The sequence below is a fragment of the Hamadaea sp. NPDC051192 genome (assembly GCF_040682475.1).
In the GTDB taxonomy this organism is placed as follows: Bacteria; Actinomycetota; Actinomycetes; order Mycobacteriales; family Micromonosporaceae; genus Hamadaea; species Hamadaea flava.
Genome location: NZ_JBFBAZ010000181.1, coordinates 1 through 13,562, shown reverse-complemented (window position 1 = coordinate 13,562; position 13,562 = coordinate 1). Strand labels below are relative to the sequence as shown.

The window sequence follows — 13,562 nt, the reverse complement described above, 5'->3', positions numbered from 1 at the left end:
TCCGCGTTGTACCTGTTTTGTGGTTCTAATTTCGACCCAAGATTCGACCCAGAACCCTGATCCGCTTCCGGCTGGCGATGATCCACATCCCGTCTTGTGTCGCGAGACCGGCCGGTAGCGACACCGAACGGGATGTGGATCATCGCCAGCCAGCCCGGGGGCGCGAATGGCGTTCGCGCAAGATCACGCCGATCGGGTAGACTGCCCAGGTTCCCCGGGCCTGCGCGCCTGCGGACGGGCGCGTAGCTCAGCGGAAGAGCATCCGCCTTACAAGCGGAGGGTCGCTGGTTCGAACCCAGCCGTGCCCACACCGAAACGGAATCGGCGCCCGGCGGAGCCGGGCACCGCTCCACAGCCACGATCAGGATTTGCCGTCGTACGCATCCTGCAGCGCCTGGACGTCCAGCTTCCGCATGCCGAACATGGCCTGGGTGGCCCGCTGCGCCGCGGCCGGGTCGGGACCGCCCATGAGGCTGCTGAGCTGCGTCGGAATGATCTGCCAAGAGACGCCGAACTTGTCCTTGAGCCAGCCGCACTGGCTCTCCTCGCCGCCGTCGGCGGTCATGGCGTCCCAGTAGTAGTCCACTTCCTTCTGGTCGGCGCAGTCGACCACGAACGAGACGGCCTCGGTGAACTTGAAGTCCGGACCGCCGTTGAGGGCCTGGTAGCGCTGTCCGGCGATCTCGAAGTCCACCACCATGGCGGTTCCGGCCGGCTTCGGCATTCCGTCGCCGTACCGGGTGACCTCCAGGATGCGGGCGTCCGGGAACAGGCCGACGTAGAACTCGGCCGCCTGCTCGGCTTCGTTGTCGAACCAGAGCATCGGAGTGATCTTCTGCGTCATCGTCTTCTCCTAACGGGTTGTGCGTGATGAAGTGCGCTTACACCCAGGCGTCGAACGAGCGACAGCGGATACGACAACTCTCGGGAAGAATTTTCTAGTCGATCGTCGTGGTGACTTCTGAGCCCAGTTCCACGGTGCGCGAGACCGTGCAGAGCCGGTCGTGGGACATCTTGACCAGGCGTGGCAGCATCTCCCGGGCGGCGTCGCCGGCGGGGCCTTCGGGGAAGCTCACCGTGAACTCGACGGCGAGGTTCGTCATGCGGTTGCCGCCGGTCTCGTCGCGGATCTTGTCGCCGGTGCCGCGTACGCGGAATTCGACGGGCTCGCCCCGGCGGCTGACGACGAGGTCCACGTCGATCGCCGTGCAGCCGGCGATGGCGGTGAGCAGCAGCTCGACCGGGGTGAAGTTGGGGTCGTCGCCGCCTTGGCCGACGCTGATCTCGCCGCCTCGGACGTTGCGAGCGGTGTACTTGCCCACGCTGGTGCGCTCGATCTCGATCGAGCGGAAGGTCTCGTCTGCCACGATCTCGACGCTACTTCACGGGGACGGCCGGCACGGGTACCTGGCGCATACCGAAGCCCCCGGCGGGCTCGACCGAGCCCACCGGGGGAACGGGATCAGGTGTGGGCCGCCGAGTTCCCGGCGAGCTTGGTCGTGGCGATGTCGTTGGCGAGGATCGCCGTCTCCACCGCGGCCACCGAGGAGGACGAGTCCACCCCGGGCAGCGTCGCGACGTTCAGGGCGTACAGCCGGAATTCGTAGAGGTGGCTGGTGCCGCCCGGGCAGGGCCCGAAGTACTGGAGCGCCTTGTCGCCGGTGCTCATGCCCTTCTGTCTGGCCCCGGAGATCCCCGGGACGCTGAACCCGAGCCCGAGTCCTTCGGGCAGGAACGTACGCGATGCCGGGAGGTCCCAGATCACCCAGTGCTTGTTGCTGTTGGCCGTGTCGATCAGGACGATCGCGTAGCTCTTGGCGGCGGTCGTCCCCGGTCCCCAGGACATCGGCGGCGAGATGTCGTTGCCCGACACACCGTCCTGCTGACAGGTGTACTTCGTCGGGATCGAACCGTTGTTGGCGAAGGCCGTGCTGGTCAGCGCGAACGGCGGCGTGGCGAATTTCAGCCGCACGATGACGTTGTCCAGTGTGCTCGGCGTACCGCCGTCCTTGTCGTTGTTGGTCGAGGTCAGCCACAGCCCGCCGTCGGGGGTCTTGACGATGGTGCGCAGCCGGCCCCAGGTGCCGTTGAAGAACGCCCGGGGTGTGTCGGTGGTGGACCCGGTGATGTGCATGACCCAGAGCCGCCCGCCGCGTACGGCGGCCATATAGATCCAGTCGTTGACGATCTCCAGGCCGCTCGGCGACGCCGAGGCGACGTCCCAGGTGCGTACCGGATTGGTCATGCCGCTGGTGCTGCAGCTGCCCTCGCACGTCGGCCAGCCGTAGTTGGCGCCGGGTTTGATCAGGTTGAGCTCGTCGAACGTGCTGTCGCCGAACTCCGACTCCCAGAGCCGTCCGGCCGAGTCCCAGGCCAGGCCCTGCGGGTTGCGGTGGCCGTAGCTGTAGACGCGGGTGCCGAACGGGTTGCCGGGCGCGGCGGCGCCGGTCGGGGTGACGCGCAGGATCTTGCCGTTGAGGGAGCTGAGGTTCTGCGCCTTCGTCCCGTCTTGGGCGTCCCCGGTGGTGATGTAGAGGTAGCCGTCCGGCCCGAACTTGATGCGGCCGCCATTGTGGAACCGGTTCTTCGCGATGCCGGTCACCAGCGCCTCGCGGGCGCCGATGGCGCCGTTCTCGTACTTGAACCGCACGACCCGGTTGTCCGACGCCGCGGTGTGCATGACGTAGACGTAGTGGTCGCTGGCGAAGGTCGGTGAGACAGCCAGTCCGAGCAGGCCGCCTTCGCCGCTGGTGGTGACCGCCTCGGTGATCTTGCCGACGACCGTGCGCTGCCCGGCCGAGGTCACCTTGACGATCTCGAACCGATCCCGTTCGGCGACGAGCGCGGTGCCGTCCGGCAGGAAGCCGATGCCCCACGGCAGATCCATCGCCGCGTTCACGGTGCGGTCCAGGACCGGGTCACCGCCCGTGCCGCCGGTTCCGCCCGCGGTGGTCGTCACCGACAGTCCGGCGCTGCGCGCGGACACGTTGCCGTTAGCGTCGAAGGCCTCGACCGAGAACACGTACGTCGTGCTCGGGCTCAGGGAATCGGCGGTCGCCGTCAGGTCCGGCACCGTCGCGAACTGCACGCCGTCCTTGAACACGTGATAACCCGCCACGCCGATGTTGTCGCTCGACGCGGTCCAGGCCAGACTCACGCTGGTCGCGGCCACATTAGTGGTACGCACACCGCTGGGCTGGCTCGGGGGAGTGGTGTCGTCGCTGGGCGGCGTCGTGACGGGCACGTTGTTGCTCGCCTGCGAAGCGTTGCCCACCGCGTCGTACGCCAGCACGGTGATGACGTAGGTCGTGTTGGGCGTCAGGGCGAGCGTGGCCGTCGTGATGTTCCCGCCGACCACCTGGACGATGTTGCCGCCGTTGTAGACCTTGTACTGCGCGACGCCCACGTTGTCCGTGGCCGCGTCCCAGGCCAGGTCGACGCCGTAGGGACGGACTTCGCCGACGACACGCAGGTTCGCCGGCGCGGTCGGCGGCTGCGTGTCGGCGGGCGCGGTCACCCGGAGGCGGTCGAGGTTGGGCCCGCCGTTGACGGTCGTCGAGGCGGCTTTGATCTTGTTGGTGCCGGCGGTCAGGCTGAGGCTGACCGTGCGGTCGGCCCAGGTGTCCCAGTCCGTGGTGCTCGGGAAGCTGATCCCCGGGGCGGCGACGGTTCCGTTGACGCTGACGTCCATCGGCCGGTCCACGGTGGTCCCGTTGGAGTACCGCAGGGTCACCGGATAGACCCCCGCCGACGGCACGCCGACCGTCCACTCGACGCCGGAGCCGACGGCGTTGTCGCCGTTGACGAATCCGCTACCGGTGTATCCGGTGTGGTTGGACTCGACGGCGCCCAGCGTGATGACGGCGTCCTCGGCCTGGTAGTCGGTGAAGCTCGGCGGCGCCTCGAACTCCAGGTAGTCGATGTTCGCGTCGCCGTTGGCCGTGGTGGCGGCCAGTTTGATCGTGTTGCTGCCCGCCGCGACCGGCACGCTGACGGTCTTGGTGACCCAGGTGGTCCAGGCGCCGGTGCCCGCGAAGGACACGGCCGACGCCGCCGCCGTGCCGTTGACGAGGACGTCCGCCGGGCGGTCGGTGGTGGTGCCGTTGGCGTACCGGAGGCTCAGGACGGCCGTGCCCGCGTTGGGCGAGCTGATCGTCCAGGTCACCGAGCCGCCGACGGCGTTCGCGGTGTTGCAGAACCCGGTTCCGGAGAACCCGGTCCAGTTCGAGTCGATCGTGCCGTCGCAGACGGCGGGGGCGTCCTCCGCCTCGAATCGGGTCGGGGCCGCGGCGGCTGGAATCGCCGGGGCCAGCGCCGTCATCAGTAGTCCGGCGGCCAGGGTGCTGCACACGCGCCGCGCTCTTCCGCGCATGCCTCCACTCCCTTCATTAGATAGGCAAACTTACTAACTGTCGTCCTGGATCAGAACGCATGGATGCGAGGCATGTCAATAGGTGAGAGCAAGTCGGGGCCGCGAGCCGTTGACGCGTCGGTAGCACGTCTGTAACGTTTGGCTAATCCATTGCAAGATTCTTGCATTGGAATGTTCAATTTCTCGCTCATCTCCGCAACTTCAGCAGTGCTCCTGTGGGGTTCTGCTGCGTTCCCACCCCCATCACGGAGAGGTTCCACAGTGAGGAAGAGTCCCCAGAAGGCCCGCTTGGCGGTGCTGACGGCGATGGCCGTCGCGCTGGCCTGGGCCGCGCCGGTCACACCGGCCGCGGCGGCGGGCGGCCCCAACTTGTCGCTGGGCAAGTCCGCCTCGGCGAGCAGCACGAACGACGTCTACGCGGCGTCCAATCTGAACGACGGCAACCAGGCGACCTACTGGGAGAGCGCGAACAACGCGTTCCCGCAGTGGGGGCAGATCGATCTCGGCACCGCGACCAGCGTCGACCAGATCAAGCTGAAGCTCCCGACGGGGTGGGGGGCGCGTACCCAGACGCTGTCGGTGCAGGGGAGCACCGACGGTTCGTCGTTCGCCACGATCGTGGCCTCGGCCGGCTACACGTTCGACCCCGCGTCGAGCAACACGGTGACGATCAACTTCGGGGCGACGTCCACCCGGTACGTCCGGGTGAACATCACCGCCAACACCGGCTGGACCGCCGGTCAGCTGTCTGAGCTGGAGGTCTACGGCGTCGCGTCCAGCTCGTCGAACCTGGCCTCGGGCAAGACGATGACCGAGAGCGGCCACAACCAGACCTACGTGGCGGCCAACGCCAACGACGGCAACCAGTCGACCTACTGGGAGAGCGCCAACAGCTCGTTCCCGCAGTGGTTGCAGGTCGACCTCGGATCGGCGGTGAGCGTCAACAAGATCGTGTTGAAGCTGCCCACTGGCTGGGAGGCGCGTACGCAGACGATCGAGGTGCAGTCGGGCACCGTCGCCGGCAGCCTGACCAGCCTCCTCGCGGCGACCGGGTACGCCTTCACGCCGAGCGGCAACACGGTGACGATCAACTTCACTGCGACGACCGCCCGCTACCTGCGCCTGGTCGTCACGGCGAATACGGTGTGGCCGGCCGCGCAGATCTCGGAGTTCGAGGTCTACGGACCGTCCACCGGGGACACCCAGGCGCCGACCGCGCCGGAGAGTCTGGCGTACACCGAACCGGCCACCGGGCAGATCAAGCTGACCTGGGCGGCGGCCACGGACAACGTCGGCGTCACGGCGTACGACGTGTTCTTGAACGGCACGCTGCTGACCAGCGTCGGCGGCACCACCCTGACCTACACGGACACCCAGCCGGCCAGCGCCACCGTCAGCTACTTCGTCCGGGCGCGCGACGCCGCCGGCAACCAGTCCGGCAACAGCAACACCGTGACGCGTACGGGGCAGAGCGGGGACACCACGCCGCCGAGCGCGCCGACGAGTCTCGCGTACACCCAGCCGGCCTCGGGCCAGATCAAGCTGACCTGGGCGGCGGCGAGCGACAACATCGGCGTCACCGGCTACGACGTGTACGCCAACGGCAGCGTGCGGGCCTCGGTGAGCGGATCGACCCTGACCTACACGGACAGCCAGGCCGACACGGCGACCGTCTCCTACTACGTCATCGCGAAGGACGCGGCGGGCAACCAGTCCGCGGCGAGCAACACGGTGACGCGTACCGGCAGCGGCACGGGCGCCAACCTGGCGGCGGGCAAGCCCATCACCGCCTCCAGCACGGTGTTCACGTTCGTCGCGGCCAACGCCGACGACAACGACGTCACCACCTACTGGGAGGGGGCCGGCGGGGCGTACCCGAGCACGCTGACCGTGCAGCTCGGGGCGAACGCGGCGGTCAGCTCGATCGTCGTCAAGCTGAACCCCGACGCGGCCTGGGCCACCCGTACGCAGACCTTCGAGGTGCTGGGCCGTGAGCAGAGCGCGAGCGGATTCAGCACGATCAAGGCGTCGGCGAGCTACACCTTCAACCCGTCGTCCGGCGGCAACACGGTGTCGATCCCGGTCTCCGCGACCGTCGCCGACGTGCAGCTCAAGTTCACGGCCAACTCGGGCGCCCCGAACGGGCAGGTGGCCGAGTTCCAGGTGATCGGAACTCCGGCGCCGAACCCGGACCTCACCCTCACGGGAGTCTCGTGGAGCCCGGCGTCGCCGATCGAGACGGACGCGGTCACCCTGTCCGCGACGGTGAAGAACAGCGGCACGGCGGCCTCCCCGGCGTCGAACGTGAACTTCTACCTCGGCACGACCAAGGTGGGTACGGCGACCGTCGGCGCGCTGGCGGTCAACGGCACGACCACCGTCACCGCGAACATCGGCGCCAAGGACGCGGGCACGTACGCCGTCTCGGCGAAGGTGGACGAGGCGAACACGGTCGTCGAACTGAGCGACGCCAACAACGCGTACGCGTCCTCGACGAACCTGGTCGTCGCGCCGGTCGCCACGTCGGACCTGCTGCCGGGGGCGGTCTCCTGGTCGCCGGGCAACCCGTCGGCGGGCAACACCGTGACGTTCTCGGTGTCGATCAAGAACCAGGGCAGCATCGCCTCGGCGAGCGGCGCGCATGGCATCACGGTGACGGTGAAGGACGCGAGCGGCGCGACGATCACCACCAAGACCGGCTCCTACTCGGGCGCGATCGCGGCCGGGGCGACCACCAGCCCGGTCAACCTCGGCACCTGGACCGCGGTGAACGGCAAGTACACCGTGACCACCACGATCGCGGTGGACGCCAATGAGCTGGCCGTCAAGCAGGGCAACAACACCAGCGCGACGTCCTTCTTCGTCGGCCGCGGGGCGAACCTGCCCTACGACATGTACGAGGCCGAGGACGGCACGACCGGCGGTGGCGCGACGGTGATCGGTCCTAACCGGACGATCGGCGATCTCGCCGGTGAGGCCTCCGGACGCAAGGCCGTGACCCTCGGCAGCACCGGCTCGTACGTGCAGTGGACCACCAAGAACCCGACGAACACCCTGGTGACCCGGTTCTCGATGCCGGACTCCTCAGGCGGCGGCGGGCAGACCTCGTCGCTGAGCATCTACGTCGACGGGGTGTTCCACAAGTCGATCCCGCTGACCTCGCGCTACGCCTGGCTCTACGGCGCGGAGGCCGGCCCCGGCAACTCGCCGGGCTCGGGTAGCCCGCGGCACATCTACGACGAGGCCAACATCATGTTGGACACGACGGTGGCGGCGGGGCACACCATCCGGCTGCAGAAGGATTCGGGCAACCCGCTGACCTACACGATCGACTTCGTCAACCTGGAGCAGGTCTCCGCGTTGGCGAACCCGGACCCGGCCAAGTACGCCGTCCCGAACGGCTTCACCCACTCCGACGTGCAGAGCGCCCTGGACCGGGTGCGGATGGACACGACGGGCACGCTCGTCGGCGTCTACCTGCCGGCCGGCACCTACGAGACGGCGCAGAAGTTCCAGATCTCCGGCAAGGCCGTCCAGGTGGTCGGCGCGGGCATCTGGTACACCCGGTTCCAGACGCCGCAGGGCCAGGAGAACACCGACGCCGGCTTCGCGGTGCAGAGCACGGCCAACGGATCGTCCTTCAAGCACCTGGCCTTCTTCGGCAACTACACGTCGCGGATCGACGGTCCCGGCAAGGTCTGGGGCGAGCTGAAGGACATCTCCAACCTGACCATCGACGACGTCTGGGTGGAGCACACCGTCTGCATGTACTGGGGCGTCCACAACGACCACATCACCATCAAGAACGCGCGCATCCGTGACACGTTCGCCGACGGGGTCAACTTCACCAGCGACAGCACCGCGCTGTCGGTGAGCAACAGTGAGGGCCGGTCCAACGGCGACGACGCGTTCGCACTGTTCTCGGCGATCGACGGCGGCGGCAGCGTCGGCAACCACGGCAACGTCTTCGAGAACCTCTCGGCGACGCTGACCTGGCGCGCGGCGGGCCTGGCCGTCTACGGCGGGTACGACAACGTCTTCCGCAACCTCTACATCGCGGACATGCTGACGTACTCCGGCATCACGGTCAGCTCGCTCGACTTCGGCTATCCGTTCGTCGGCTTCGGCTCGTCGCCGCCCACCCAGTTCCAGAGCATCAGCCTGGTACGCGCGGGCGGGCACTTCTGGGGCGCCCAGACCTTCGGGGCGATCTGGTGCTTCGCGGCGTCGAAGCAGTTCCGCGGCATCCGGTTCAGCGACATCGACATCGTGGACCCGACCTACTCGGGCATCATGTTCCAGTCGAAGTACCCGGAGGCCCAGCCGATCACGGACACCACGTTCACCAACGTCTCGATCAGCGGCGCGCAGCGCAGTGGCGACGCCTATGACGCCAAGTCGGGCTTCGGGATCTGGGTGAACGAGATGCCGGAGTCGGGCCAGGGTCCGGCGGTCGGGTCGGCCACCTTCACCAACCTCACGTTCAGCAACAACTACCAGAACATCAAGAACACCACGACCACGTTCACCCTCACGATCAACTGATCATGAGCCCGGGGGCCGTTCCTACTGAGCGGCCTCCGGGTCGGTGACGTCGGCGTACGCCGCGTCGAGGGCCTCGACCGCCGCGTCGGCGGAGACCGCCACGGCGATGCCGTGCTCGCCCGCGCCGAGCGTGATCGTCCGGCCGCGCAGCCGCTCGTCGGCGATCACGGGCCAGGGCTTGGCCGAGCCGAACGGGGTGATCGTCCCGCGCTCGTATCCGGTCGCCTCCTTGGCGGTCGCCGCGTCCGGCATGGACAGCCGGCTGACCCCCAGCAGCGCCCGCAGCTTCGGCCAGGAGATCACCCGATCGCCGGGAACCAGGGCGAACAAGTAGTCGTCGTCACCCCGGCGGACCACGATCGTCTTCACGACGTCCGGGATCTCCACGCCGCGCGCGGTGGCCGCCTCGGCCAGACTCCGGACGGGCCCGTGCTGGATCAGCCGGTGTTCCAGTTCGGCGGCGGCGAGCGCGTCGAGCGCAGGATTGCTCATAGTCGTCAGCCTATCGGCTGGGCGAGCCGGGCGAGGAAGTCATCGGCCAGCCGGGTCTGCCGGTCGGCGGGGAACCGGTCCGGGTCGAACAGCACCTGCGCGACCAGTCCGTGCGTGAACGCCAGCGCGGTCGCGGCCACGTCGTCGGGGTCGGCCGGTGGCAGCTCGCCCCGGCGCTGAGCCTCCACGATGGACTCCCGGAGGGCGGACCGGATCCGTTCGTACCGCCGGGTCTGGGCGGCGAACAGGTCCGGATCGGCCAGGGCCACGTCCCACGAACTCACCCAGATCCGGTTCATCGCCAGCCCGTCCGGGGTCAGCGGCAGGATGTTGCGGATGTGCGTACGCAGCGCCGGCAGCCCCGGCGCGGGAGCCTGCAGACGCGTGCGCTGCGCTGTGCGTATCTCCAAGATGTCGAGGGCGTGGGCGACCAGCTCGCGCTTGCCCGCGAAGTAGTGGGTGACGAGCCCGGTCGACGCCCCGAGTGCCGCCGCCACCGCGCGGAGGGTGAGTCCCGGGAAGCCGTGCTCGGCCAGGACCCGCCAGACGGCGGCCGAGACGTCTTCGCGACGGGCGTCATGATCAGCACGGGCGGGAGGCATGTACGCTAGTGTACGTACCGAACGTTTGTTATGTACTCGCGCCGTAGCCATGAAGTCGGAGGCCGCATGTTCGCCCAACCTCTCACCGATGACGCCGAGCTGCGCCCGCTGGAGCCCTGGGACGCGCCCGAGTTCGCCGAGCACATGGACCGCGCGCGTGAGCACATCCGGCCGTGGGTGGGCGCGGGGTTCGTCAACGACGACGCGCGGCTGGTCCTGCAGCGGTACGCCGACAAGCGCGCCCAGGACGCGGGCGGCATCTGGGGCATCTGGCAGGCCGGGAAGCTGGTCGGCGGCGTGCTCCTCGTGTCGTTCGACGTCAAGTCGGGCGTCAGCGAGGCGGGCTGCTGGCTCGAGCCGGCGGCGGTCGGCCAAGGGCTGATCACGCGCGCGGCGACCCACCTGCTGAACTGGGTGATCCTCCAACGCGGCATCGAGCGGGTCGAGTGGCACTGCAACGCCCGCAACGCGCCCAGCATCGCGGTCGCGAAACGGCTGGGCATGCGGCTCGACGGGACCATGCGGTCGGCCGCGCCCGCGCTCGGGGGCGGCCGGTCGGACATGCAGATCTGGTCGGTGCTGGCCGAGGAATGGCGCGCCCGGGAAGGCGGAGCCGACCCGGACAAGGCGGCGGTCGACGGGCTGGCGACGGCGTTCTTCGCGCTGTTCACGAACGCCGGCGGCGTCGTGCCGGACGTGAGCCGGATCCGTGACCTGTTCGTCCCGGACGGCGTCATCGCCAACGGCGGCCCGAAGGCCGGGCTCTACGACCTCGACGCGTTCGCCGCACCTCGGCAGGCCCTGCTCACCTCGGGCGAGCTGACCGACTTCGCCGAGGCGGAGATCTGGGAGCGGACCGAGTTCTTCGGCGATGTGGCGCACCGGCTCTGCGGCTATCGCAAGGAGGGGGTGCTCCGTGGGGAACCGTTCACCGGGACGGGAACCAAGAGCATGCAGTTCCTGCGTACGCCGGACGGGTGGCGGCTGACCGCCGTCAGCTGGGACGACGACCGGACGCCAACGCCGTGAGCAGGACCGTGCGGGCCTCCGCCAGACTCGGGCCGTACCAGGTCAGATGGCGCCCGGAGAGGAGCACCGACGGAGTCGGCGCGAAGAACTCCGGGCCGTCGGTCGCGGTGAAGGCGTACGGCTCGTCCGGGAGGATGGCCAGCTCGGGTTCCCGCGCCCGGATCAGTTCCAGCGACGGGCGCGGATAGCGCTCCGGATCGTCGCCGAACACGTTGACGATCCCCAGCCGTCGTAACAGGTCCCCGGCGAACGTGCCGCTGCCGAGGACCACCCAGGGCTTGCGCCAGACCGGAATCACCGCCCGAGTGGTCCGGTCCGGGGGTGGCGCGGTCCACGCGACCTCGGCGTCCGCCAGCCACGCCGGCCGGTCCGCGCCCAGCGCGGCCAGCAGGCGGGACAGGGAGGCGAAGGCGGCGTCGAGGTCGCGCGGATAGGTCACCCACACCGGTACGCCGGCCGCGCCGAGCGCCGCGACGCCCTCCTCCCGGTTCTCCTCGACGTTGGCCAGGACGAGGTCGGGCCGCAGTTCGAGGATGCGATCGACCGACGGGTACTTCGTGCCGCCGACCCGGGGCAGGTCGAGCCCGGCGGGATGGGTGCAGTAGTCCGTCGCCCCGGCCAGGATGCCCGGCAGCGTCATCGCGACCGCCTCCGTCAGCGACGGGACGAGCGAGACCACGCGCCGGGGCGGATGGGGCAGATCGACGTCGCGATCGAGATCGTCCCTCACAGCGGCTAGTGTTTCATCCCTTTTGCGCCGGGGTACCCCGACCTCATGCAGATCACGATCACCGCGGACGACGTGCGAGCGCTCGCCCAGTCGGGGGACGAGGATCCGGTGCTGGCGCTGATCGACGGCCAGCCCGCCATTCTGCCCGCCGCCGAGCTGGACGACCATGATCACGTCATCTGCACGCAGGTCGCCCTCATCCAGGCGCTCGGGATGGAGGTCACCGACGCCGAGGCGGAGGTCTTCGCCGGGCACCTGACCGCCGATCTGCCCCGGTAAGCCCCGGGTCGCAATCGCCCCGGGGCATCAGCCCACGAGGGAGGGCGAACATGGTTACCGTCACCCATCACGAGCACCATGGCGGAATCCTGCACTGGGACAACGCCATGCAGACCGTGGCCGGCCTCTTCGGCGCGGTCTTCCTGCTGGTCGGCGTCCTCGGCTTCATCCCGGGCATCACCACCGACTATGGGGACATGACCTTCGCCGGGCACGACTCGGGCGCGGAGTTGCTCGGGATCTTCCAGGTCTCGGTGCTGCACAACATCGTCCACCTGCTGTTCGGCGTGGCCGGGCTGCTGTTGGCGCGTACGCTCAGCGGCGCCCGGATCTTCCTGATCGGCGGCGGCGCGATCTACCTCGTGCTGTGGCTCTACGGGCTGATCGTGGAGTCGGGCGGCGACGCCAACTTCGTTCCGCTGAACACCGCGGACAACTGGCTGCACTTCGGCCTCGGCGTCGCGATGATCGCGTTCGGTCTGGCCCTCATGCCCCGGAGGGGGATCACCAGCCGCCACTCGGCCTGAGGCGGTCGCAACCCGGCCCTGAGGCGGTCGCAACGCGGCCTGAGGCGGTCGCCACTCGGCCTGCGGCCGGCCCGGTGAGCGGTGGCATACTCGCTGCTCGTGGTCATCACACGTGGTTGGTCGGCGTTCCTGGTCGCGGTCGGCGTCTGGACCTGGGTCATCTGGCCCCGGTTCGGGCTGGCCATCTGGAAGGACCCGCGGGCCTGGTCGGCCGGGGAGATCGGGCACGGCTCCCCGACCAGTTTCCTCTGGGTGCACGCCCTGCTCATCGCCGCTTCCCTGGCGATCGGCACGGTCGTCGGCGTACTCGGCGTCCGGGCCTGGCGCCGCGCGCCCCGCTGACGCTCTGAGCCGCTGCCTGGTACCGCTGGGAGAGACGGCCGGGAATGCCCGGCCCTTCCGGAGTTGTTCTCAGCAACGACGGAAGGAGCGGAAGTGACCTTGTGGCCGGAGCTGGATCTGGCGGAGCGGTATCGGAAGGCTCAGGAGTTCTTCGACGCGCAGGACTACCGCACGGCGGAGAATCTGCTGGTCGAGGTGGTGACGGCCGAGCCGGCCCATCAGGCGTCGCGGCTGCTGCTCGCCCGGACCTACTACCACACCGCTCAGCTGCGCCGGGCCGAAGAGCAGCTGCGCGTGATCATCGAACGGGAGCCCACGGAGGCGTACGCCCATCTCATGCTGGGCCGGACGCTTCAGCGGGCCAGCCGGCACGCCGAAGCCGTACCGCATCTGCGGATGGCCGCGATCATGATGGGCGAGGGTGCCTGAGCTGCCCGATGTTTGACCATTGAGGACTCAGGGGCATGCAAGGGCATGCCTTTCCTCTTCCGCAAGATGACCAAGCTCGGACCGCTGCGGTTTCATTTCACCCAGCACGGGTTCTCGTCCTGGGGGCTGAAGATCGGCCGCTGGTCGTGGAACTCCAAGACCCGTTCGCATCGCGTCGACCTGCCGGGACCGCTGTCCTGGAAGCAGAAGCGCTC

At 68.8% G+C, this 13,562-nt stretch carries 12 protein-coding genes, 1 tRNA gene and 1 pseudogene; 8 read left to right on the top strand and 6 right to left on the bottom strand.

What is annotated here, in order from left to right:
- Positions 1-236 precede the first annotated feature (236 nt).
- Positions 237-308 (top strand) — tRNA-Val (locus AB0M47_RS38700).
- Positions 309-361: 53 nt separating this feature from the next.
- On the opposite strand, the gene AB0M47_RS38695 is transcribed toward AB0M47_RS38700, so the two are convergent.
- The 3 genes from AB0M47_RS38695 to AB0M47_RS38685 all read right to left on the bottom strand — a co-directional run bounded on the left by AB0M47_RS38695 (position 362) and on the right by AB0M47_RS38685 (position 4,372).
- On the bottom strand, positions 362-844 hold the full coding sequence (locus tag AB0M47_RS38695) for a VOC family protein (protein ID WP_363423078.1): 483 nt from the start codon (positions 842-844) through the stop codon (positions 362-364).
- A gap of 94 nt (positions 845-938) precedes the next feature.
- Positions 939-1,367, bottom strand: coding sequence for an OsmC family protein (locus tag AB0M47_RS38690; protein WP_363423077.1), 429 nt, complete (start codon positions 1,365-1,367; stop codon positions 939-941).
- Positions 1,368-1,462: 95 nt separating this feature from the next.
- Complete coding sequence (locus AB0M47_RS38685; RefSeq protein ID WP_363423075.1) at positions 1,463-4,372, bottom strand: YbhB/YbcL family Raf kinase inhibitor-like protein; 2,910 nt, start codon at positions 4,370-4,372, stop codon at positions 1,463-1,465.
- A gap of 306 nt (positions 4,373-4,678) precedes the next feature.
- On the opposite strand from AB0M47_RS38685, the gene AB0M47_RS38680 reads away from it, so the two are divergent.
- The gene (locus AB0M47_RS38680; RefSeq protein ID WP_363423084.1) at positions 4,679-8,917 is read left to right on the top strand and encodes a discoidin domain-containing protein; all 4,239 of its coding nucleotides are present in this window, start codon (positions 4,679-4,681) and stop codon (positions 8,915-8,917) included.
- Between the two features lie 21 nt (positions 8,918-8,938).
- Here AB0M47_RS38680 and AB0M47_RS38675 read toward each other — a convergent pair whose 3' ends face one another.
- Complete coding sequence (locus AB0M47_RS38675; RefSeq protein ID WP_253761401.1) at positions 8,939-9,409, bottom strand: YbaK/EbsC family protein; 471 nt, start codon at positions 9,407-9,409, stop codon at positions 8,939-8,941.
- A gap of 5 nt (positions 9,410-9,414) precedes the next feature.
- Positions 9,415-10,011, bottom strand: coding sequence for a TetR/AcrR family transcriptional regulator (locus AB0M47_RS38670; protein WP_363423073.1), 597 nt, complete (start codon positions 10,009-10,011; stop codon positions 9,415-9,417).
- Positions 10,012-10,077: 66 nt separating this feature from the next.
- On the opposite strand from AB0M47_RS38670, the pseudogene AB0M47_RS38665 reads away from it, so the two are divergent.
- Positions 10,078-10,614 (top strand): annotated as a pseudogene (locus AB0M47_RS38665) (GNAT family protein); the annotation flags it as partial.
- A gap of 391 nt (positions 10,615-11,005) precedes the next feature.
- Here the strand turns inward: AB0M47_RS38665 and AB0M47_RS38660 are convergent.
- Positions 11,006-11,770: a helical backbone metal receptor gene (locus AB0M47_RS38660; protein WP_363423071.1), complete on the bottom strand. Its 765-nt coding sequence runs from the start codon at positions 11,768-11,770 to the stop codon at positions 11,006-11,008.
- Positions 11,771-11,815: 45 nt separating this feature from the next.
- Between AB0M47_RS38660 and AB0M47_RS38655 the strand changes: the two genes are divergently transcribed.
- From AB0M47_RS38655 to AB0M47_RS38635, 5 genes are all read left to right on the top strand, one after another.
- Positions 11,816-12,049 (top strand): hypothetical protein, encoded by a 234-nt coding sequence (locus AB0M47_RS38655; RefSeq protein ID WP_253761403.1) that lies wholly within the window; start codon positions 11,816-11,818, stop codon positions 12,047-12,049.
- A 107-nt stretch (positions 12,050-12,156) separates the two neighbouring features.
- A complete protein-coding gene (locus AB0M47_RS38650) occupies positions 12,157-12,576 on the top strand; it encodes a DUF4383 domain-containing protein (protein WP_363423082.1) in 420 nt (139 codons plus the stop codon).
- Positions 12,577-12,675: 99 nt separating this feature from the next.
- Positions 12,676-12,918 carry a hypothetical protein gene (locus AB0M47_RS38645; protein WP_363423069.1) on the top strand — a complete coding sequence of 81 codons (243 nt, stop codon included), beginning with the start codon at positions 12,676-12,678 and terminating at the stop codon, positions 12,916-12,918.
- Positions 12,919-13,011: 93 nt separating this feature from the next.
- Positions 13,012-13,347 carry a tetratricopeptide repeat protein gene (locus AB0M47_RS38640; RefSeq protein ID WP_363423067.1) on the top strand — a complete coding sequence of 112 codons (336 nt, stop codon included), beginning with the start codon at positions 13,012-13,014 and terminating at the stop codon, positions 13,345-13,347.
- Positions 13,348-13,392: 45 nt separating this feature from the next.
- A partial coding sequence (locus AB0M47_RS38635) for a DUF4236 domain-containing protein (RefSeq protein WP_363423080.1) occupies positions 13,393-13,562 on the top strand: 170 nt, incomplete at its 3' end.

Coding starts and splice junctions, on each gene's coding strand:
- AB0M47_RS38695 (WP_363423078.1), bottom strand. CDS start 844: ATGACGCAGAAGATCACTCCGATGCTCTGGTTCGACAACGAAGCCGAG.
- AB0M47_RS38685 (WP_363423075.1), bottom strand. CDS start 4,372: ATGCGCGGAAGAGCGCGGCGCGTGTGCAGCACCCTGGCCGCCGGACTA.
- AB0M47_RS38680 (WP_363423084.1), top strand. CDS start 4,679: ATGGCCGTCGCGCTGGCCTGGGCCGCGCCGGTCACACCGGCCGCGGCG.
- AB0M47_RS38675 (WP_253761401.1), bottom strand. CDS start 9,409: ATGAGCAATCCTGCGCTCGACGCGCTCGCCGCCGCCGAACTGGAACAC.
- AB0M47_RS38670 (WP_363423073.1), bottom strand. CDS start 10,011: ATGCCTCCCGCCCGTGCTGATCATGACGCCCGTCGCGAAGACGTCTCG.
- AB0M47_RS38655 (WP_253761403.1), top strand. CDS start 11,816: ATGCAGATCACGATCACCGCGGACGACGTGCGAGCGCTCGCCCAGTCG.
- AB0M47_RS38650 (WP_363423082.1), top strand. CDS start 12,157: ATGCAGACCGTGGCCGGCCTCTTCGGCGCGGTCTTCCTGCTGGTCGGC.